Raw genomic sequence first — 23,288 nt, forward strand, 5'->3', positions numbered from 1 at the left:
CCCATACCTCATCCTTGATTGTCTAATGCTTTCTGATGAATCTCCAGATACTTATCCAGCTGAAGCCCCTTAAATCCGCTGACATAGGCATCCCAATCCTTCTCGATGTCTTTGCTGCCGGTTACGAACTGCGCCAGGTTCGATTTCACGTAATCCTGAATCGTCTTCTGAATCTGCGCGATAAAGGTTGCGTCTTTCGGATCGATGAACACATCGGTCGGGTACACTAACTCCGGTTTGGCAAAAGGCTCATATTTCTTGGCAGCCAGCCATAAACGATACTCGTAGGCTCCGTTGCCGAGCGGATCTTCAGGAGCAACAAAGGATTCGCGGAGGGAATTCACCATCAGCATCGTGCCGAGCTGCCACCAGGTTACGTCAAGGGATCCCTCGGGCACATCTCGCTTCAACGCTTCGTATGCGGCCGGCTCGCCGTTGTAATCAAGCGCACCGGACTCCGCCTTTCGCCATCCGTCTCCCTCGAACCCCCAGGAAGTCATGACGGTGCCTTCTTCAGAGAACAAGTAATCCGCCAGCTTGATCGCTGCGATCCGCTGCTCCTCCGTCGCTTTGTTCGTAATGACAAACGATCCGTCACCTGCTCCGACGCTATAACCTGCTAGCTGTACGCCATTCGGTCCTTTCAGCGGGGGAACGACATCGTATTCCTTATGGCGGGGCTTGGCGTCGGTCGGCTCCAGCACGCTGCTGATCAGCGCATAACCGACGGTGCCGACCACATTCTCCGCTTTGTTGCCAAGCTGCTTGACGGCATCGCCGTTCTGCGTAAAAGCTCCTTTATCGATCAGTCCTTCGCTATAAAGCTTACGTAGATATTTCAGCCCTTCCCTCCATTCGGGCTCAGCCGCCGACAAAATCACCTTGCCATTCTTCACGCTTAGATAAGTCGTGCCATTGTTGTATATAAAAGCATTCATCAAAAAGGCGTCAACTCCTCCTCCCCATACATCGAGCGAAGTGGTCATCGGAATTTCGTCAGCCTTTCCGTTGCCGTTCGGGTCCTGCTCCTTAAAGGCTTTCAGCACTTCATAGAACTCGTCGGTGGTCGTTGGCATTTCAAGCCCTAACTTCTCGAGCCAGGTCGTATTGATCCACATCCGCTGGCCATACGTGCAGTGCAGGCACTCGTTCACCTTCGGAAGCGCGTATATATTGCCGTCCGGGGCCGTCATGGCGGATTTCAAATAGGAAACTTCCTCCAATGCCTTCTTGATGTTCGGCGCATGCTGGTCGATTAAATCATTCAAAGGGATAAAGGCCCCCTGCATTCCGTACTTGATCTGATCCGCCTTGGATATGCCGGCATTCATAATAAGCGCCGGATAATCCCCGCTGGCCAGCATCAGCAGTTTCTTGTCGTTGAATACCGCGTCGGGCGTCGTATTCCATTTGAACGTAATCCCCAGCTTCTCTTCGATATGCTTGGAGAATGGATTGACATCGAGGCTCTCGATGCCGGCGGACTGAGGAGCGAATACCGATAGTTCAACGGGTGCCCCCGACTCCGGAGGGCTTGCCGGATTTCCAGTTCCTGTTTCGCTCGATTTGCCGCAAGCGGATAAAACCAGCACTGCCGCGAGAATCAGACTTAAACCTAATCCAGTGAACCTTTTCAAATCGATTCCTCCCTAATATGGAATGTCTGCCCGTACTTCATAAACGAAACCTAATTTTGCATATACCCCCTATGTGTCCGATCATCGGAATTACCCATTCTATACTGCCGGCCTCACCTCCTTCACAATAAGCAGGAATCACCCTTTCAAGGACCCGATCATCACGCCTTTGACAAAATACTTCTGCACGAACGGGTAAATGACCAGTACCGGGGCGCTTGCCACCACGATCAGCGAATACTTCAGCAGATCCTTCAGCCCTTCGCGGACCAGCAGCTCATTCACGTTGGTCACCATCTCGGCGCTGACGGAATTCAGGATCAGAATATCCCTCAGGAAGATTTGAAGCGGAAACAGGCTGCTGTCCTTTAAATAAATCAGGGCGTTGAAATAGGAGTTCCAATGGCCGACGGCGTACATCAGCGCGAGCACGGCCAGGATCGGCTTGGATAACGGAAGGACGATTTTCAGAAAAAAGGTAATGTCGCTGCTGCCGTCCATTTCGGCCGCTTCGGCGAGCTCCTCCGGGATCGTGGTTTGAAAAAAGGTTCTGGCTATGATGACCTGAAACACGGCTAACGCACCCGGTATAATCATGGCCCAGCGCGTGTCGAGCATGCCGAGCGACTTTACGAGCAAATAGTTCGGAATGAGCCCGCCGTCAAAAAACATCGTGAACACCAGCAGCATCATGATGATGTTGCGAACGTAAAACGTCTTTCGGGCTAACGGATATGCAAGCATCACCGTGAATGCGACGTTGACAAGCGTGCCGACAACGGCATAGAACAACGAGTTGCCAAACCCGATCAGAATATTGGAATTCTGGAATACCGCTTTGTAGCCGATCAGGGTCACGTCCACCGGCCACAGCCACACCTTGCCCGACGACACTGCGCCCGGGGAGCTGAAGGATGCGCTTACAATATGCAGCAGCGGAAACAGAATGACAATCAGGACGACGGATAGAAACAAATACACGATACCAAGGAAAATCCGGTCTGCAGCGGACTCCCGTACGGTTGATCTGCTCATGCGATTCCTCCTACCATAGACTTGTGGATGAGACTTTTCTGGATACGTAATTGACGATGACCAAGAGAATGAAATTGATAACGGAATTGAACAGGCCGATGGCGGCGGAGAAGCTGAAGTTCGCTCCGAGCAGGCCGACCTTGTACACATAGGTGGAGATGACCTCGGACGTGTTCTGATTCAGCGGGTTTTGCATGAGATATATTTTCTCGAAGCCCAGGCTCATCAGATTGCCCAGATTCAATATGAGCAAAATGACGATGACCGGAAACAAGCTGGGAATATCGATATTGATGATTTTTTGAAACCGGGTCGCCCCGTCCACTCGAGCCGCCTCGTACAAATCGGGATTGACTCCCGCCAAGGCCGCAATATAAATGATGGCGCCGTAACCGGTGAACTGCCATACATCGGACCAGACATAGATCGATTTGAACAGCTCCGGCACGCCGAGAAAATCAACGGTTTCCAGTCCCAGCGCCCGGAACAGGTTGCTCATCAGCCCGGTGTTGGGCGAGAGGTTCACGATTAGAATCGAGACGATGACAACCGTTGAAATAAAGTACGGCGCGTAGGTCACCATCTGGACGGTTTTCTTGAATCGGCCGTTCCTGATCTCATTCAGTGCCAGCGCCAACAGAATGGGGGCAGGGAATCCGACCAGCAGGCCGTACAGGGAAATCTCGAGCGTGTTGCGGACATACTGCCAGAAGAACGGCGCATCGAACAATTGCCGGAAATAATCGAACCCTACCCAGGGACTGCCGAAGATCCCCTGTACGACGTTGTATTCCTTGAATGCAATCAGTACGCCGAACATCGGAACGTATTTGAAGAGGATGATGTAGACTAACGGGAAGAACACGAGCAGGTAGAACTGCCAGTGCTTCATCAGCTTCTTCCTCGTTCGGTTCATGGGCTTGTTCGATGGTAGATTCGTTGGTGCCTGTGCATCTGCAGGTACTGGAATTGCGCTGCTCATACGAGCCAATGGGGTCACCCTCCTTCGCTTTGTGTTGGTCCCAAGTTTAGAGCGGACGGTTCCATCCGATCAATAAACAAGATTCTCCGAATCAACGTATTTCCGCGAGCAGGGGAAAATTTCAGAGCCGGCAGGCCGTGAGAGCGATAAACCTTTTTCCGCCGCTAAACCTCTCTCCGTTGACGGCAAAAAAGCCCGCAGGACAGCATCGTCCGCAGGGCTCTCTGCTTGGTTATATACGCATGACCTAGTCAGAAGGATTCTCTACTTGATCAGTATGCATGAAGCAGTCAGAAGGATCGTTAGTTCCCGTAATTCTGCTGCTTGATAGCAGCTTGCTCACGATAATCCCCCGGCGACATTCCCATCAGCTTTTTAAACATCCGGCCAAACGAGATGGCGTTGGAATACCCGACTTCGGTGGCGATATCCTGTACGGGCAGCAGGGTTTCTTCCAGCAGTCTCCGGGCATGGTTCATCCGCAGCTCGATCAAATAATCCACGAATTTCTGGCCGGTCTCCTCCCGGAACAGCTTGCTCAGCGTTTTCCAGTTCATACCGAAGCGTTCGCTTAAATAATTGAGGGACAGGTCCGGGTTGCTCGAGTTTTGCTCCATAAACAAGCGTACCTTCTGAATCGTGTCCGCATGATTTCGGCCCTCCATGAGAGCGAGGATGCTGTCGTACAGAGCGGATAAAGCCTCCCCGAGTTCCTGTTCCAGCTCCTCCAGCGTATCGGACGACTGAAGCGCGTTCCGTAAGGCAGGCTGCCCCTCCGTAAGCCACAATTCCTGAAATTCCTTCGCCATGCAGGACATTTCGCGTCCCAGCGAGTACATCATGTAATCCGCCAGGTTCACCACGCCGTCCCGGTCCAGCATGTTCTGCTCGATGTTATGGATAAGGGTGCTGTATTTCTCCTGCCAATCCTTGTTGACGAGCCGGAAGGACTGCGCCATCGAGCGGATCAGGTTCAGAAAATCGAATGCATTCCCCCGGTCCTCACCGGATACTTCGGCGTAATGAATGATTCGGTTGTCGCCGAGGATCATTTTGTATTTCAATGCGGCGCGTGCCTGCTCATAGGATTCCGGGATATCCGTATACCGCTCCGCTTTCTCCCCGATGCCAACGGTTATGGTCAGCTTCAGGTGCTCCTCCACCCACTGGCGGGCTTGCTCCAGCAGTGTGGCCACATGCCGATTTGGATCCTGATCTTCCGCTGCCACGAGAACTCCCAGCTTCGAGGCTGAAATCCATTCCGTCCAAAGCATCGTTTCCTGCCCGGCCGCAATTTCTTGAACGACGCTTTTTAAGGCAAACTTGATCAGATACTGGTCCTGCTGGGGATACTGTTCGCAAAACAGCGGGTATTTATCGATTTCAATGACATTGACGATCTGTGGTTGGGACAGGTCCGGCAGCCCCATGGCTTCGCGCTGCTCGTTCCACTGCTCCAGATGAGAAGGATACTGTCCCTCCATCAGCTGCTGAAACAGGTACGCTTTGCGCAGGAGCAAATCTTCACGGTGCTGCTGCTGAAAGCTGCTCGCCTGTTCCAGCAGGCTCTCCAGCGCCGATTCGATAAAAGCAAACTCATCCTGTTTGCCGCCATGGAGCAGAACGCTCGTTTTGGTCTGCGAATATTTTGAAATCCGGGACACGATGGCTTCAATCGGCTTATAGTTCCGGCGCGTGACGAATACGATCCAGACCACGCCGGCCATGCACATCAGAAGGCCGACGATAAACCAGACATTGTACAATTGGCTGACGATACCCACCACCCTGCCTTGGGTAAGCCCCCCTTCGTAAATCCATCCGGTGTAAGGGGATATGGCTTGGGACACAAGTTCCCCGTGCTCGGCGCCCGAGGTGCCGGCGATCAAGGAACGGCCCTCCGTGTCCATCACATGAATGAAACTAACTTCGGGATTAACCATGCCCTGAATCATGTTATGTATGGCGTCCACCTTGATATTGACGGCAATCACGCCTTTGCCATGGGTAACGAAGGGGGCATCCCGTACCAGGGTGACCACCTGCTGCGTGCTGTTAAAGCTGAATTCCCGGAAATTCCGCAGGGCACTCCATTTTGCTTCGCTATTGACCTGGCTCAGATAAGGCTGGAGAAAGTCATAATCCGCATAATCCTGCAAACGGAAAGTGGACGAAGAGCTTAGGACGAATTCATCCTGGGTTCGAACGAGGACCATGGAATCCACAAGCGGGTTGGAAACCTTGAACTGCTTCATGGCCTTCACGGCCTGCATGTTCAAATAGACGTTGTCCTGATCCTCTTGATTGAAAAATCCCGACATATCAGGATTGAACAGCAATTCCTGCACCAGCATCTGATCGATGGCCTTCAGCGAATTGTCGACCGAAAGCATCGCCTGCTGAATCATCGTCTCATTAGCCTGGATCGCGCCCTGCCGCGACTGTTCCCCGAGCATTTGGAAAAAGACAAAAAACACAAAGGAAATCACGATAAAGAAGACCGGCATATACGATAAAAGCTGACGGTAAAACCACGCTTTCCTTCCCATAGGCATCCCCCTGAGCGATTAATTCCTTATCTCGTCATCGATTGAAAGTAATTTCATCATAGAAGAACGGACGGGGTTTACCAACACTTTTTTGAACCTCGGAAGAAAAACAAGTCTAAAGCATCACGACTTCCATAGCATTTACACCGCCCTTAACCTATGGTAATTATCCATTGCTCGGCAAAGAGCGGTCAGCCGCCGACAGACCGGAACTATGGATTCGGAGGAGTGGGCACCGCCGGTTCTCCCTCACGTCCAAGCCGCCGGCTTGCCGTTTCCCTGCGGCCCGTCGCAGGAACATGAGCTCCTGCTTTGGCCAAACCGAATCTCGGCATGTTGTTGTACAGGCATTCATGCTGCCCTTCCTGAACAAGATAGGTTTCGTGAAATATCCCTACGTCCCCTCCCGTTCCGACCTTGCGGTTGAAATCCCGCCATGCCTTCAGGTGATTGGCTCCGTGGCGTGCATAATGCTCCAGGTGTTCGAAGCTTCTCCAATATTGGATGAGGGTAAGTCCCCGCCCTGAAAAATGATAGGTACCGTCCATGAAGCCGAGCTCCTCCTTGTTCCGGTACAGCTCCTGAAGCATCGGGGTCATGGCATTCATGACAGGCAGCCACTTATGGACCGCCCACCACTTGTTAATCCGAAACCCGATCACGAATACAACGAAAGATCCGTCCATATGTGCGGTATATCGACCTGGAATCACTTTGCCCATGCTTGTTCACTCCTCTTCCTTTATTTCAAGCAGACCTAGGTGCGTTTCGTAAAAGCAGCCGATTTCCGTGGAATTGTACAACTGAGCCGTCAGAAACGCGCCATAAAAAGTGGTGAAGCAGATCTGCACGGCTTGCTCCAAGGTAAGGGCTTTGTTCAGCCTTCCGGCTTGATCTTCATCTTTCATGAACTGCTGGAACAAATCGTACATGTTGGGTGATCGGCTTCCCGCTTCCTCGTGACCGGGAAAGAGCAGCGATACTTCCGCAGGGCTCAGCTCCGGCATGCAGGGCTGCATGTTCTGCTCTGCGAGAAAGGAGATCAGGCTAGGCATCATACCAGGCCTCACTTGATGTTCCTTAGCCACTTGGGTTAGCAGATGCCGGAACGCCTGAAACCCTTTTTTCCCTTCCGTATCGATCTCGATGACCCGCTCGGTCAGCCATATCCGCATAAAATAAATCAGCAGATCCTCTTTGCGTTGATAAAACTTAAAAAAAGTGACCTTGGATATTTCTGCGCGCTTGCAGATGTCCTCCAGCATAACTTGGCTGAACATCCGGTCCTTCATCAAGGATAATGCCGCTTCATACAGCGCGATTTTGTTCTTGGCTTTTTTTAATTCCCTTAATGGGATTTCCGGATCCATTGTGATTAGCACCTCTCAAAAGTTAACTTATGTAAATAAATTAACACGAGTTAATTTATTTTGTCAACTTAGCCAAACAGACAGACAAAACACCCCTGACATCAGCAAGGCTGATGCAGGGGTAACGTTTTACGTTCACACTGTCTTTTGAATATGGCCCCTCTTCATTCACCAGTACATATCCCAATCTTTAAAGACCCTCACCAACGCCTCGAAATAGAAATAGTCCCCCCAAATGCAGCATTCGTCGATTCCGTTACCAAGCGGCTTTCCGTAGACCGCATGCTGCAGAATGCCGTTGGATTCAGGGAGCGTTGCCGTCGTATATCGATCGCTTAAAGACGCCAGGATACGCAGTGCCGCGTTCTCGTATGTACGGCGCTGCGGATGCGAGAGCGGTAAACGCTTGGCCAGCTCCAGCATTCCGCATACCGAAATGGCGGCTGCCGAGCTGTCCCTCTCTTCCTGCCCTTCGGTGAATATCAAATCCCAATAGCACACATCATCCTCAGGCAGCCGATTCAAATAGTAATTCGTGACTCGCTCGGCATCATGCAGCAGTGTTTCTTCCTTCGAATAGGCATAACTGAGCGGCATACCGTAAATGGCCCAGGCCTGACCGCGGGACCAGCACGAATGATCCGCATATCCTTGGGACGTTTGTCCAAACCTTGGTTCTCCGCTCTCGACATCCATATAATACGTGTGATAAGTTGAGGAATCCTCGCGGATCAAATAACGAGCGGACTGCCGTGCATGGCTTATGGCAGCGCGCCGATACTCCGGTTTGCGGGTTTCCTCCGTCGCCCAATAGAGCAAAGGCAAATTCATGCAGCAGTCGATGATCATTCGGCCGCGCTGTGACGGCCTGTCTAGCTTGCCCCAAGCCTGAATGATCCCGGCTTTCTCGAAATACCGCTCCATCAGCAGGTCTGCTGCGGCCAAGGCAATCCGTCTCGCTTCTTCATTCCCGGTCAGCTTATAAGCGGCAACGCAGGACAAGGAATACAAAAATCCCAGATCATGCGTCTCCGTGGCGATGCGTTGCTCTACGCGCTCCTTGTAGCTGTGGAGTTGAAGCTCCGCAATCGACCGGTACTTCGTTTCCCCCGTGATCTCATAAGCAAGCCACAGCATCCCGGTCCAGAAGGACGAGGTCCATTCCGTATTACCGATTGGCTCATAAATATGATTGCGGCTTGCAGGAGATGGAAAACGGCTCGAAAATGTATCTAAATTCTCATCGATCTTATGCAGCACGAATTCGATGGCGGCTTCGGTCCTTTGCCGGGTCCATATCGTTGCCTCGCCGTATTTAAAAGGTTGCTGGATCGCTTCCATGGTAATTGGCCACTCCTCTCCTCGCTTAAGCGTTACTGCCCGCTTGCGCTCACCCGATATTTACCGGGGGTGACCCCCTCCAATTTCTTGAATGCCCGGATGAACACGACATCATTGGTATAGCCGACCAGTTGGGCCAGCTGCGCATTGGTCAGTTCCGATTGCTCCATCAATGTCTTCGCCTTCTCAATCCTCGCGCGGGTAATATAGTCGGTGATATTGCATCGATTCATCTTTTTGAAGAAACTCGAGATATACTGCGGCGTCATGCCGAAATGGTCGGCGATCATACCGAGTCCTAAATTATAATCGGTTAAGTTTCGGTCGATGAATGCCATCATATCCTGCTGCAGCTGGATGCTGTGATCGCTATGCTCCGTATGAAAGAGACAAGTCAGTTTGTCATATAGCCGCTTGGTCTCGGCTTGCATTTCATCGCTTGTGGAACAACCGAATATGTGTTTTACGGGATCAAAGCTCGGCCCCAGCAGGCTTTCATGATCCGTGTTCGTCAAATTCAGTATTTTCAGAAAGGTGCTGATGATATTGAAGAACAAGCATCTTCCCAGTTCCGGGGTCATCCCCGCCGATTTAAAATTCATCGTATAAATATTGTCCAGCAGCTTGGCGACATTTTCCGTATCGCCGCTTCTCACATGGTTGACAAGCTGCGTCTCGAATTCGATCGGATAGTAATAATGATGCTTGATGTCCCGTACGTGCCCGAAGTGAATGATGGAGTTTCTGCCGCTGAACATACGGTAATCCAGGGCGGCCATGGCTTCCAGATAAGCGCTGCCGATCGTTCCGTTTCCTGTGTGTACGCTGCTGACGGCAATCGTGACGGAAATATGGAAACGGTCCTCCAGTACCCGGAGCAATCGCTCTGCAATCTCATGAAGGAAGAGCTGGGCTTCCGCCTCCTCAACCGGATGGAAATTAACCAGGATCGCTACCCGGTCGCGTTCCATATCGACGGCGAATCCCTGATGACCCGAATTTGCGATATCCGTGCCGATATTCGAGATAATAAACCGAATTTGCGTCCAACCTTGCTCGGATGGCTCCGGCGACAGCCTTGTAATATCCACGGCTTGAACAATGATTACCGCAAACTTGTCGGACGCGAAGTGGATGCCCATGGTAGCTAATGTCGGCCCCCCTTGATCCCCCGCATGATCCGGATCGATGTACCCCCGAATGAGCCTTGACAGAAAATCGGCGCGGATGACGGGCGTCTGCCTGAACAGTCGCTCCCTCAGATGCCGCTGCTCAACGAGCGAGCCTTCGATCGTTTGCAATATGAAATCATATTCGTTCGCGGCCGGCTTATCCTGAATCGGCTTTCCTTGAAGAATGGCATCCACCACCCGTTTGACGGGACTGTACTGTCGGTATGCAAACCAACAAGCAACGGCCGCTCCTGCGACAAGCGATGCGACAAACACCGTCAGCGCCATTCTCTTCAGCTGTGCTACTCGTTCCATGACACTGTCCATCGGCATGACGGACACATAATGCCAGCCGGCCTCCTTGGATTCCGTAAAGGTTACCATGCTGTCCGTGCCATTTAATGCTGTCTTGAACAATCCCGATGGACCGGTTAATCTTTCCGTCACCTGCGCGGACAACTCCGAATCCGATGAGCTTGCAATCACGCCCCGTTCCTTATCGAGAATATATATCTCGCTGTCGTTGGCGGACTCGATTTGGCGGAACATCTCTTGAAGCTGCTGTCCATCGATCATAATAACCAGCGTTCCCCGGATATTGGACACGTCATGAAGCGGAAGGGATTGCGCATAGGTGATCACATCCGCCGGGTTGCCATTTCCTTGGTTCGGGTTCTGCAGCAGCACATCGGAGGGCAGGAACGCCTTGTTGTGGTAGCTGCCAAGCATTGTCTGCTTCCATGTTTCAAAGTCCATATGCTCAAACCGGTAATACTTGTCGTAAAAGGTTCTGGCATCCGTCCGCAATCCAGGCTTCAGGATGACGTCTCCGGCTTGCAGATGAACATAGTAGTCCTTCACGAATCCGCTTACAAACGATTGATAGCGATTTAAATAATCGCGGAGGAATTCTACCTGGCGGTACGCCCCTCCTTGATCATGCCGATCAAGATTCAGCAAATAAGCCAGTTTGGGGTTAAACATGATTTGCTTAGCCAAAATATCCACTTCTTTAAGCTTGCTGTCCATGGATAGCCGCAGCTGCTCCAGCATCGCCGAATTTGAACGCTCCGCATTGTTTTCCATCACGTTTTCCACCCGTCCATATAGAAAAAGCCCCACGGTCATAGGCAACAAAAGGATGAGCATATACGAAACGATCATGGTTTTCAAGACGCGTCCCCGGCTTCTCTTTCGCTTGCCGGGAAGAAGGCCGGGTATCGAGATCATGTCGCATTCCTCCAAGAAAATGTATGGAAACCTATTTCTTGAATCCTTCGCCGAACGGACCAGCAAACCCTTTAAAAATTTTGGTCACCCAGGTGAGAAGCGTCCCCATTAAAGGGATGTCTAAGTTTGGGGTACATCGTAGTATTTAAAGCGCCTGAACCAATCGCACGGAACGAAGCTTCACGGCAGCCGCCTGCCAAATTTCCGGTCCAAAAGGTTTGGGCTTCGCAAGCTTGCTCGATAAGGTCAACGCATACGTGCCCGGATTCTCTATTACGATCCGCCCGATCGATGAATGTATCTCAGTGTACGGATGCTGACAAGAAATGGAGTCGCTGACGACCTTATCCTCTCGGGGAACACACGCAATCGTCTGTCCTGCTGCCCGTACGGTGACTTCATGATCATATTCCTGTTCCCAAGCGGCATCGGATTTTTTGAAGTTGACGAGGATGACTTCATATATGCCGGACGACGCTGCCTTGAAGGTCCACCGGGCCTCGTTCATCCCGTTGCCTGTCGTTATTTCCGACAGGACAAGATCCAACTTAACAGCGCCGTTTGCCTGTTGGATAAAACCCTGATCTACATCGGTCCTGCCATCGAGTTCCAATGCTATAACCGATACATGGTCTTCTGGGGGAAGTTCAGGCAATCGGATCCGCATCTCGTGACGGTCCGTTTCCGGCCGATAGCTCTGGTGCACAGGAAGACATGTACTGGGGTCCGTGAGCAGATAAGCTTTTTCAACCGTATTTCTTACGCCGTTCAATACCAATTCTTCCGCAGGCCAATAGCGATTGTACACATGCAGGAAGAGCGTATCTCCTTTCACCGTAACCGCTCCCCATTCCAGCTCATAAGGGAACGGGCTTGCGCTTGTGCCGTAAACCGCCTCTCCATTTCGCCCAAGCCATTCGCCGACTTCCTCCAGGCGCAGAACGGATTTTTCCGGAATTATGCCTGTTTCCGTAGGGCCGACATTGAGCAGCAGGTTCCCTCCCTTGCTTACGATGTGCACCAACTTTCGGATCAGAGCATCCGTCGATTTCCACACTTGATCCTTGGTGCTGTACCCCCACGATTGATTTAGGGTCATCGGCGTCTCCCATTCCCGCGTTTCCTCGCCATGCATCGGGATTTCGTTGTCACCCTTGGATTGGTAGTCACCGAAATCAGGCCAATGGCTTACCCTGCTGTTAATCAGGCAATCGGGCTGAAGCCCACGGATCATGTTTACCATCGCTTCGCTCTCCTTCTTCGACAATCCCCCGGAGGTGTCGAACCAGAGCAGCCCGACCGGACCATATTCCGTCAGCAGCTCACGCACTTGTCCCTTCGCTTTATGGTTCCAGTAACTAAAGAACGCCTTCTTCTCCAGCTCATAGTCCCATAGATTGTTAAACGTATCGTGAAGCGCATGCGGATGATGCCAATCAATGACATGGGAATAGTAAAAGCAGAGCCGGATTCCTTCCTCCCTGCAAGCCTCGGATAATTCCTTCAACGGATCCCGGCCGAATGGAGAAGCATCCACGATATTGAACGAGTCCGTCCGTGAATGGTACATGGCGAAGCCATCGTGATGTTTGGCTGTGATGACGATATATTTCATGCCTGCCCTTTTGGCGCAATTGACCCAAGCCTTGGCATCATACTGCGTCGGATTGAATTCCTCGGCGAGTTTCTCATATTCCTTTACCGGTATTTTGTTGGCATACATGACCCACTCCCCTTTGCCGAGCAGCGAATATACCCCCCAGTGGATGAACATGCCGAATTTGGCATCCTTCCACCACTGCATCCGGCTCTTGCTTTCCGTTGCGATATCTAATGAGTCAGCCATCGTTCTCCTCCTATTCCTTAATGGCGCCGATCAAAACGCCTTTGACGAAATATTTTTGCAAAAACGGATACAGAAGCAGTATCGGCAATGTAGAAACGATAATCGTTGCATATTTAATGGTGTCGGCGATCGCCATCCGGTCTCCCGAGGCCTCCGTCATCATGCTGTCGGTCGTATTGGTTATGAGAATTTCCCGGAGCACGAGCTGAAGCGGGAATAGCTCCCGGTCCCTTAGATAGATGAGCGCTCCGAAATATGAATTCCAATGTCCAACGGCATACCATAAAATCATGACGGCGATAACGGGCATGGACAGCGGAATAATGATCCGGAACAGAATGATCAGATCGTTCGCCCCGTCGATTTTCGCCGATTCCTCAAGACTTATCGGAACGGACTGAAAGGCAGTCCGCATAATGATCATATTGAACGTCCCGATCATCCCGGGGATCAGCATCGCCCAGATCGTGTTCAGCATCCCCAGGTTATTGATCAGCAGATAAGTCGGAATCAGCCCGCCGCCGAAAAACATGGTGATGACGATCAGCATCATCAGGACATTTTTGAAGTACAAATTTCTGCGGGACAGCACATATGCGCCGATCGCCGTGGCCACCAGATTGATGGCCGTTCCCGCCACAACGTAGATTAGCGTGTTCCGATATCCCGTCGTAATCATCGGATTGTTAAACACCGCCTTATAGGCTTCGAAGTTAATATCAAGCGGCGCGAACAGCAGCCCCCGGTGCTGGGCCAATGAAGCGGGATCGCTGAACGAAGCGAAGGCAACGTACACGAACGGATATAAGGTGACGAAGCAGAGGCCCGTCAGGATCAACGCATTCAAACAGACGAAGGTTATCTCGCCTGCGGATCGATTGTTAGCCATGGATGCCCCCCTCTCTACCACAGTTTATGTTCGCTGACCCGCTTGCTGATCGAGTTCGCGAGTACAAGCAGGATGAAGCTGACCACCGCATTGAATAAACCAACGGCGGTCGTGAAGCCGTAATCCGTCTCCAGAACCCCTCTTCTGTAGACAAAGGTCGAGATCACGTCTGCCGTTTCATAAGTAAGCGGGCTGTACATCAGCAATACTTTTTCGCTGCCAACGCTAAGCATGGAGCCCATATTGAGAATGAAAATGATGATGATCGTCGGCAGCATGCCCGGCAGCGTGATGTGCAGCATCTGTTTCCAGCGGCCTGCGCCGTCCATCTTAGCAGCTTCGTAAAGGGTCGGATCAATGGTGGCGATGGCAGCAAGATAAATGATCGAACCCCAGCCCACGCCTTGCCAAATGCCGGAGCCGACATATATCGTACGGAACCAACTGGCCTCGCTCATGAACGGAATCGATTCGATGCCGAAAAAGCCCAGAATCTGATTCACCAAGCCATCTCTTGCAAGGAAATCGAACATGATCCCGGTCACGACGACGATGGATACGAAATGCGGCAAATACGAGATCGTCTGAACCGTACGCTTAAACAGCCGGCTGCGGATTTCGTTCAGCAGCAGGGCAAGGATAATCGGTGCCGGAAACGCGAAGATGAGCTCATAGACATTGATCAGCACGGTATTGCGCAGAAGGCGTTCGAAATAATAGCTGTTAAAGAAATTGCGGAAATGCTCAAATCCGATCCACTCGCTTCCCCATATGCCGTCGGCAATGCTGAAATCTTTGAAAGCCATCAACAGACCGTACATCGGTCCATAGTGGAAGACGGCATAGTATAGAATGACGGGAAGCGCCAGTATGTAGACGAATTTGTTCCGTTTCAAATCGTTCGCAATCGTTGTCCATTTCCCTTTGCGATGCTCGAAGGGATACTTCTGGGTGGCTGACAATCGAATCCCTCCCTCCAAATCAATTTATATTTCGCCAAGCGCGGCGGAGTCTGCATGTTTCCGCCGCTTCAGGACGTTTACCGTTTACCGTTTACCGTTTACCGTTTACCGCTTACCGTAACGCTCCAAGGCTTTCTGCTGTATTTCCAGAGCTTCGGCAAGCCCCATGGATTCGATGGTTTTCACATACTTGTCAAACTGATCCAACGGCTCGGCGCCCATGACGAACTTCAAGTACATCTCATCCTTGTATGTGTTGATGTCCGTCATGATGGAAGCATAGCGGCTGCTCTCGGATTGGGTCGGCGTTGTGCGCGGCATTTTCTTCTCCATGGTCGGCTCTGCCCAGATAATCTTGGACTCCAGCTGATCCGGCTCGGTGGTGTATTGTTGATCGAACCGAATATCAAGCATGAACGGCCCGCTGAAGGTTGCGCGGTTGTGCTTGGACATGGACTGAATCACCGGCAGTCCGGAAGGGTCCTTCAATACTTCGGGCTTAAATATCGGCTTGCCGTCCTCCATCGCATAGCTGACGCCCTCTTTTCCGAAGTTAAACAACAGGGTGCCTTCCTCGGAATAGCCGTAATCCAGCCACTTCACCGTTTCAACCGGGTTTTTGTTGCTGGTGGTAACCGCTGCCCCGATTCCGTTAAACGCATGGTCCTTATATCCCCAGATTTGCTTGTCGCCCTTGTTCATCACGGGGTAGGGGGCTGCCACCAATCTGAAGTTCGGATCTTTATCCTTCATGAGCGTTCCATACTTGCCGATCCCGCTGCCGGTGTATAGAACCGCTGATCCGATTTGCCCGCCCGTAATTTTGGCCTCCAGCATTTTCTCATCGGTCGTCGCAAAGTCTTGATCAAGCAAGCCTTCCTTGTACCACTGGTTCATGAGCGTCAGGAACTCCTTAAACCTCGGGTCCGTCGGGCCGTATTTAACCTGACCTTCCTCTTGGTAAAACCCTGCATTAATACCCCATGCCCCGAGAAAAGCGGTTGTTGTATCGACATCTCCTTTCGTCAGATACAGGGGAATCTCATCCGCCTTGCCATTGCCGTTCGGATCTTGCTCCTTAAAAGCCTTCAATACGTTGTACCATTCATCAACCGTGGTCGGCATCGATAGCCCCAGCTTATCGAGCCAATCCTGCCGGATCGTCGGTCCGAGAAATACCTTAAGCTTGTCGTCGGTGCGCAGAAACGGGAACACGTAGATGCTGCCGTCATCGGTCGTAATTTCCTTCTTCCACTCCGGATGCTCCTCGAGCACCTTTTTAAAGTTCGGGGCATATTGGTCAATCAAATCATTGAGTTTGATGATTTTGCCGTCTTTGATCGCCTTCTCCGGCCCCCCCGGATAGCCGGCCCATGAATATTCAATCACGTCCGGGAGTTTATCCGAAGTCATCATGAGGTTGAACTGCTCCGTCGCCTGCTGGCCCTGCGGAGGATGCTGAAAATCCACTTTCACCCCGGTGATCCTCTCCAGCTCCTTATAGGCCTCGATTTCGTTATAACTCTTCATCGTAGCGGACACCTGGCTAACGATTTGCACCCAATACGTCAGTTCCGATAGAACCGGAGGGGCTTCCGGGTCCGACGCTACCTCCGGTTGTTCCTTGGCAGGACCGCCGCACCCTGCCGCCGTGATGGCCATGGTGACGACAAGCAAAACAATCCAGAATACTTTAAACCTGTTGACCTTCATTATCATTTGCCTCCCTTTTCCTTTGCTTGTTGTGTGGACTTCTGGTTTGTTAAGCACCACCTTACTGAACATTTTGGCGATTGAACACTGCCGTGTTTTCTAATTGTGCAATATATTTTTAAGGCAGTACATTGTCTATATTTAATCTTGGACTGACTTATTTCATGATGATGGCCATTACAGAAATGAAGGGCGGCCATTTCGGCCGCCCTTCATTTCGCATGCTGCTAGGAAGCCGAGCTGCGGCTTCGGATGTAGTCTATGTCTCCAAGAAGCAGCTCCGCGAAGCCGAAATCGAGATGCTTGCCCTGCTGCGCCTTAATGGCATTCTCCAGCGAAATGATCGCATCCTCAGCTGCTTCACTTCCAGGCAAATGCTGCTGGAGATTCGCGATTTTGGCCAATAAGCTTTGCGTGATGCCGTGATTATCGATCCAGCCTTTCTCTTCCCCTGCCCTTACAATATCGTCGAGCTGTTCCTGATCGACAACAACTTCAAACGGGTATTCGCGAACCGAAATATTCCCGGCTGCATCTTCTGCCGTTATCCGAAGAGTGTGCGGTCCTGCTGTCAGCGTTAACGGCTCTCTAACCAGCGTTTCGGCAGCTTCCTTGCCATCCAGTTCCACGATGACGCCGGATACGCCGCTTAATGCGTCCGTGATGTGAGGTGAAATGGTGAAACGCTCGGTTTGGTATACGGACTGGGTCACGTTTGCCGTGATTTCCGGGCCGGTCCGGTCGATCTTCACCGTCTTGGAAGCTTCGTCGCTTGTCACACCAGACATCGCGGCCGCCCGGGCATGTATCGTTGTCTGACCTTCCGCTTCTACAAGTATGGGAGCCGTGTAATCCGTCCATTTGCCCTCGGATCCAATCTTGTACTGGCTTCGCATGCCCGCCGCTTCAGCTACCGGTGTCATAGTGATGGTGACCTTCACCGATTCGCGGCTCCACTCGGAATCCTGATCGACCTTGATCTCGGGAGGATCATTTAACGCGTGCGTCTCCCTTAAGCGCCAAAGTTCCTGCGAAGGTAAGGGTAAGTTCAAGGCGGCGATACGGGATTGAACCTCAGCCTTGGAATACGGAAGCGCCCATTTATCGAAGAACTCCGTCAGGTTCTCGCCTGCGGTTTTCGAGGCCATGATAACAAACGTGTCGATCTCTTCTTGGTTTGTCGCTGGCAGCTGTGATGCCGGCAGCTCCCGGTACGCCTTATGAAGCTCAGCATAAAAGTCCCATCCGTAAGCCAGGGAAAGCTGGCGGAACATCACGAGATAGCCGAAGAGATCCAGCTGGCCCGAAGTGCCGAACGACTTGCCCGGAAGATCGCTTTCGATATAATCAAATGCCCGATCGTAGAAGTCCTTTCCTTCCGCGTTCCGAATCAATAAGTTGCTGCTGTTGCCGAATTTTTCCTGGACATATAAAGAATAAATATTAACGGTAATTTCGCCCGTTACGTTCCAGTTCCAAGCTCCTTGCTGATACTCGTGGCCCGTCTCGTGCCAGAAGCCCCATCCACCCTGTGTAACTCGGGATATGTCCACGGCGTGGCCCGCCGAAGGATCGATGTGAAACATGATCGGATAGCCGGCGTGCATATAACCTGCACTAATCTGTCGATCCGCAACGTAACGGAACGGAAGGTCTATACTTTTGTGAGGCAGCTGTTGATCCGGGGAAAGTCCCGCGACTTCCTCGGTGTAGTCCACGATCGCGTCCCACTTCTCCACTAATTGCTGCGGATCTTCCAGCTGCCTGATATACTCGGACGGAAGCGTCAGGATCACTCTGCGTCCCTGAAGCTCTGCCCATGGAGCGGGATGATGCCGAATCGCGTCTTCCCATTCAGACGGTGAGGTCTCACCAAGGATATAATAAGGAGCACGAACTCCGCCGCTGATTTCAACATCCTTCGCGACGCTCGGCTGCGGTTTGGTCGGAATCAGGTAAATCAGGCCGCCATAAGGGCTGCGGATCCGATTCTCGCCCGAAAGGAGCGGCTTTCGCTGCGTTATGACCGGAGGTCGTTCCCATTCCGTTTTACTTGTCAAATTATCCGTGTGAGCCCCTACCTGCACATCTAAATTCTGGGTGCCTTCAGGAACATGAATCGTTACCCATTCTCCGGCCGGCGCGTATAACCCCGTGCTGATCCAATTCTTTGGAACCGTCCCTTGACGTAAATAGTCATAGGTTGAATAATCAAAATTCACGTGAACGGATTGTCCCGTCACTCTCGGGGCGTCCCCCGGAACGGCTCCAGGAAATTGATCGGCATAAGGGGATTTAGGTGCTGTCAGATCATTGCCGATCCGTCCCAATTGAAAAGCTAACAATGCGCTGGTATAGGGCGCTTTGGAACGGTCGAGCGGAAACGTAAGCTGGGACTCCAAATCGCTGGCATCCTGCTCGATCACAGCATACAGCGGGCTTTGCGGGGTGATGCTGCTAACAGTTCCGCCGGTCACCGAAGCGATGACCTGCAGCTTCTTGTCCGCGCCGGCGCCAGGTCGTCCGACGTTCACCTGATCCGGTGACAGCGTTCCAGCCTCAATCGCCTCGGCCTGCTCCAGCAGCTTTAGCGAATGATAATTGGCGGATTGCTCCGGTGTCAATCTGGGCAAGGTTTCCGTTCGAGTCGATGCCGTATTGTTCATCAGACCAAGACCCATCCGGTTCAATAGGCGCTGCACCGGGAAATCTTCACTGAGCCTGCCCGAACGGCCCTGATATTCATTCCCGAGGAAGACATGCGGATATTGCTCCATCACCCATCCTTTTAAGGGGACTACGACATGACCTCCTTGCGCGACGTAATGCTCGACGGCATCGACCTCGCTATCCTTCAGCGTCCCGTCAACATAAGCTACGGGGTAGCGGGACGGATCCAAATGCTCAGGCGTGAATTGCTCCAACCGGACCATATCGATCGGCACATCGGTCTCGATGGTATAATTCTTCCACGTTGCCGACAACATGGGCAATCGCCCCTTGCCTTCCAACGCCTCCTGATAGGTTAACGTCTCGGAGTCCTCCGTTAACCACAGGAGGATGTTGCGTGCCACCGTCTTCCGCTCATCGGTAATATCGGAGGTGAATTTGAAATAGGAATCATCGCCTGCAACAACGACTTTGCCTTTTCCGTAGCGAGCGGCTGCAAGAATCGGCGTCGTGTCCGGGTTGACCGCCAGGACGAAGGCTTGGTCTCCGATGGCAGCGACACCTCCGTTATAGGTGGCCGATACCGTCGGATAACCGGACAAATCCTTATAAATCACATCAAGATCATGCTGAGGCGCCATGCTCGCGGCGGTATTCGGGCCTACTACATGAACGTCAGCCTGCTCCGTCATTCCATCCGCCGCCATCAGTGTCTTCCCTGCCGGCGGAACGGCCGCAAGCGTGCAAGCAACCGCCAATAACAGCTTCAACCACTTTTTGGTGTGGAAACCCATCAATCGCTCAACTCCCTTGTCGATGATTTCGTAATAGCAACGAGAAACGAAGTGCTACCGCTTCACCTCCCCCTCCCCTCCAGTTTCCTTTTTCCCACGTCCTAAATATAAAACGGCCGCCCGGAACACCATACAGTCGATATTTAAGATCGGACTGTATTTTTTCCGGACGGCACTAGCTTTTTTTAATATTTGATTGACGGTAATCAATACGTGCAGCTGTTTATCTAGATCATCCTCTGGCTGCGGCATCCGCATAAAATATAATCGTGTAAAATTTCGTTGTTTCATTCCCAGGGTTAACGTACCGATGGGGCCGGTTAGCCGAGAAATGCACAGAACTTCCGGCAGGGACGGTGTAGCTTTCGTCTTCGCGCCATAGTTCCAGCTCTCCCTGATGCACAAAAATATATTCCTCCACGCCATCATTATGCGCTTCTGAACCATGGTCACAGCCGGGATCCATGATGACCATATAGGACTCGAATTTGGTGCGCAGGTTGTAGGAGAACAAAGGGTATACCCGGTATGCGCCTTCAGCCTCGTGAAAAGGCTCCACGTCCTCCGGGGATACCACGGTCACTTCGGTTTCCGCCTCTTCAATGAGCGTGGTGAATGAAATGCCGAGGCCGCTGACGATGCGCCATAATACGGAAATCGTCGGGTTTGAATCCCCCCGCTCGATCTGTCCCAGCATGGCTTTGCTTACGCCGGTCAACTCGGCTACGTTATCGAGGCTGAGGCCCCGTGATTTGCGGATGGCTTGCAGATTTCTCCCTACTTTTTTATGAATGGGTTCCAAGTGTAACCATATCCTCCTTCTGAAACTAAGCCGTTAACTGATCTTGCTCTGATCCGCTTGCGGCTTCTCCATAAGCTTTGACACCATATCATCGGTCATATGGTTCAAATCATATTGTACATCAAATCCCCATTCTTCGCGTGCTGCAGTTGCGTCTATAGAATCCGGCCATTCGTTCGCAATCGCTTGACGGACAGGATCCACGTTATAGTCGAGGCTGAAATCCGGTATGTGTCGGCGGATGCTGGCCGCAATCCCCTCAGGGTCGACGCTCATCGCCGTGACATTAAAGGCATTACGGTGCTTCAGCTTAGCCGGATCCGCTTCCATCAATGTCATGATGGCTGAGATCGCATCCGGCATGTACATCATGTCAAGGTAGGTCCCTTTATCAATGTAGGAAGTATAGCTGCCGCTGCAAATGGCGTCTACATACATCTCAACCGCATAATCCGTCGTTCCCCCGCCCGGAGGCGCGGAGTGGGAGATCAGCCCTGGAAAACGCAATCCGCGGGTATCCACTCCGAATTTATGGTAATAGTAGTCACACAATAGCTCGCCGGAGACCTTGCTGACTCCATACATCGTTAACGGGCGCTGCAGCGTGTCTTGCGGCGTTGCTCTTTTCGGAGTGTCCGCCCCGAATGCTGCGATAGAGCTCGGCGTAAAGAACTGGCAGGATAATGCCCGTGCCGTCTCGAGGGCGTTTAACAAACCGCCCATATTCAGGTTCCAAGCCAGTGCGGGATTGGATTCGGCCTTGGCCGACAACAGGGCTGCAAGATGGATAATCGTATCCGCCCGGTGTTCTTTAGCTGCTTCATGGAATGCTTGGTGGTCGGTTACATCCAGTGTTCGGAACGGTCCTGATTGCACCGTTTCATGCTGGATTTGGCGAATGTCCGTTGCGAGAACAGCTTCTACGCCGTAAACTTGCCGCAATTTCGCCACCAGGTCTGAGCCAATCTGACCGAGCGCACCAGTTACCATAATTCGTTTCATCACTTGTGCCCCCTTATTAGATCAGACCCAGCTCGCGTCCGATGGTTTCATATGCGGAAAGTGCGCGATCCAGCATCTCCTTCGTATGCATGGCGGTTGGCATATTCCGAACTCTTCCCGTGCCTTTTGGCACCGTCGGGAACACGATCGACTTGGCATACACGCCTTCTTCATACAATCTGGTGCTGAATTTCTGGGTGGTTGCTTCATCTCCAATAATGCAAGGCGTAATCGGCGTTTCCGTACGGCCGACGGAATAGCCAAGACGCTTAAGGCCTTCCTGCAGATAACGGGTGTTCTCCCACAGCTTCATTTGCAGGTCTTTGCTGTTCTGCAGGATGTCGATAGCGGTAATGCAAGCGGCCACGGTACCTGGAGGCAGCGCCGTGGAGAACAGGAACGGCCGGCTGCGGACCTTGAGCCAATCGACCAGATCCCGTGATCCGGCAACATACCCGCCGACAACGCCAACCGCTTTGGACAGCGTGCCGATCTGGATATCCACTCGCTCCGACAATCCGAAATGCTTCACGGTGCCTGCTCCGCCGCCAAGAACACCTGAGCCATGCGCATCGTCCACATAAGTGATCAGATCATAGGTCTCCGCGATCTCCACGATTTCGGGGAGCTTCGCAATATCGCCGTCCATCGAGAACACGCCGTCGGTAATGACCATAATCTTGTTATATAAACCGGATTCTCTCGCTTCTTGGGCCTTCGAACGCAAATCGTCCATGTCCGAATGGTTAAAACGAATAACCTTCGCCTTGGTCAACCGACAGCCGTCAATAATGGACGCATGGTTCAGCTCATCCGACAAAATCGCATCCCCGGCACCCATCACCGCCGAGATTGCCGCCATATTGCAATTGAAACCGGACTGATAGGTCAGCACCGCTTCGGTTCCCTTGAACTGAGCAAGCTTCTCCTCAAGCTCTACATGAAGTGCAAGCGTTCCGTTAATGGAGCGAACGGCGCCGCTGCCGGTCCCGAAATCGGTCGTAGCCCGGATGGCCGCTTCTTTCAATCGCTCATCATTCGCCAGACCCAGATAGTTGTTGGAAGATAAATTCACGAATTCACGACCCTGAATGGTAATAAGCGGACCATTCGGACTTTCAAGAGGCTGGATCGTATTATAGAGCCCTTGCTGCTTGAGTTCCGTTAGATTATCCTGTAAGAAAGCGCTTAACGATTGACTGGACATATGAAATTCCTCCCGTGGATCCGAAGTATCTTAACGTACATATCATTTACCATTCCATTGTATGCAAAAAGCCACGCGCATGCAATA

16 protein-coding genes are annotated in these 23,288 nt (G+C 51.9%); all 16 read right to left on the reverse strand.

From position 1 onward, the window contains the following. Positions 1–8: 8 nt before the first annotated feature. The 16 genes from MHI43_RS23650 to MHI43_RS23725 all read right to left on the reverse strand — a co-directional run bounded on the left by MHI43_RS23650 (position 9) and on the right by MHI43_RS23725 (position 23,201). The gene (locus MHI43_RS23650; protein WP_015736743.1) at positions 9–1,637 is read right to left on the reverse strand and encodes an ABC transporter substrate-binding protein; all 1,629 of its coding nucleotides are present in this window, start codon (positions 1,635–1,637) and stop codon (positions 9–11) included. Positions 1,638–1,775: 138 nt separating this feature from the next. After that, positions 1,776–2,672: a carbohydrate ABC transporter permease gene (locus MHI43_RS23655; protein WP_009593621.1), complete on the reverse strand. Its 897-nt coding sequence runs from the start codon at positions 2,670–2,672 to the stop codon at positions 1,776–1,778. A gap of 10 nt (positions 2,673–2,682) precedes the next feature. Beyond that, the gene (locus MHI43_RS23660; protein WP_036660153.1) at positions 2,683–3,663 is read right to left on the reverse strand and encodes an ABC transporter permease subunit; all 981 of its coding nucleotides are present in this window, start codon (positions 3,661–3,663) and stop codon (positions 2,683–2,685) included. Between the two features lie 293 nt (positions 3,664–3,956). Further along, positions 3,957–6,203: a helix-turn-helix domain-containing protein gene (locus tag MHI43_RS23665; protein ID WP_036660151.1), complete on the reverse strand. Its 2,247-nt coding sequence runs from the start codon at positions 6,201–6,203 to the stop codon at positions 3,957–3,959. 212 nt (positions 6,204–6,415) lie between these two features. Continuing rightward, complete coding sequence (locus MHI43_RS23670) at positions 6,416–6,925, reverse strand: DUF4188 domain-containing protein (protein WP_015736747.1); 510 nt, start codon at positions 6,923–6,925, stop codon at positions 6,416–6,418. Positions 6,926–6,931: 6 nt separating this feature from the next. After that, on the reverse strand, positions 6,932–7,573 hold the full coding sequence (locus MHI43_RS23675; protein WP_036660150.1) for a TetR/AcrR family transcriptional regulator: 642 nt from the start codon (positions 7,571–7,573) through the stop codon (positions 6,932–6,934). A gap of 168 nt (positions 7,574–7,741) precedes the next feature. After that, entirely contained in the window at positions 7,742–8,914 is a 1,173-nt protein-coding gene (locus MHI43_RS23680) for a glycoside hydrolase family 88 protein (protein ID WP_015736749.1), read from the reverse strand. Between the two features lie 32 nt (positions 8,915–8,946). Beyond that, positions 8,947–11,316, reverse strand: coding sequence for a helix-turn-helix domain-containing protein (locus tag MHI43_RS23685; RefSeq protein WP_036660149.1), 2,370 nt, complete (start codon positions 11,314–11,316; stop codon positions 8,947–8,949). A 145-nt stretch (positions 11,317–11,461) separates the two neighbouring features. Continuing rightward, a complete protein-coding gene (locus MHI43_RS23690) occupies positions 11,462–13,162 on the reverse strand; it encodes an alpha-L-fucosidase (RefSeq protein WP_036660147.1) in 1,701 nt (566 codons plus the stop codon). Positions 13,163–13,172: 10 nt separating this feature from the next. Beyond that, positions 13,173–14,051 (reverse strand): carbohydrate ABC transporter permease, encoded by an 879-nt coding sequence (locus MHI43_RS23695; protein WP_015736752.1) that lies wholly within the window; start codon positions 14,049–14,051, stop codon positions 13,173–13,175. A 14-nt stretch (positions 14,052–14,065) separates the two neighbouring features. After that, positions 14,066–15,013, reverse strand: coding sequence for an ABC transporter permease subunit (locus MHI43_RS23700; RefSeq protein ID WP_036660146.1), 948 nt, complete (start codon positions 15,011–15,013; stop codon positions 14,066–14,068). 105 nt (positions 15,014–15,118) lie between these two features. Then, on the reverse strand, positions 15,119–16,726 hold the full coding sequence (locus MHI43_RS23705) for an extracellular solute-binding protein (RefSeq protein WP_036660143.1): 1,608 nt from the start codon (positions 16,724–16,726) through the stop codon (positions 15,119–15,121). Between the two features lie 227 nt (positions 16,727–16,953). Further along, the gene (locus MHI43_RS23710; protein ID WP_036660140.1) at positions 16,954–20,190 is read right to left on the reverse strand and encodes a M60 family metallopeptidase; all 3,237 of its coding nucleotides are present in this window, start codon (positions 20,188–20,190) and stop codon (positions 16,954–16,956) included. A gap of 232 nt (positions 20,191–20,422) precedes the next feature. Then, on the reverse strand, positions 20,423–20,992 hold the full coding sequence (locus tag MHI43_RS23715; RefSeq protein ID WP_036660138.1) for an XRE family transcriptional regulator: 570 nt from the start codon (positions 20,990–20,992) through the stop codon (positions 20,423–20,425). A gap of 33 nt (positions 20,993–21,025) precedes the next feature. Further along, on the reverse strand, positions 21,026–21,994 hold the full coding sequence (locus MHI43_RS23720) for an NAD-dependent epimerase/dehydratase family protein (RefSeq protein ID WP_036660136.1): 969 nt from the start codon (positions 21,992–21,994) through the stop codon (positions 21,026–21,028). A 16-nt stretch (positions 21,995–22,010) separates the two neighbouring features. Further along, the gene (locus MHI43_RS23725; protein WP_036660133.1) at positions 22,011–23,201 is read right to left on the reverse strand and encodes a glycine C-acetyltransferase; all 1,191 of its coding nucleotides are present in this window, start codon (positions 23,199–23,201) and stop codon (positions 22,011–22,013) included. Between the last annotated feature and the right edge of the window lie 87 nt (positions 23,202–23,288).

This window comes from Paenibacillus sp. FSL H8-0457 (genome assembly GCF_038051935.1).
GTDB lineage: Bacteria > Bacillota > Bacilli > Paenibacillales > Paenibacillaceae > Paenibacillus_AQ > Paenibacillus_AQ lautus_A.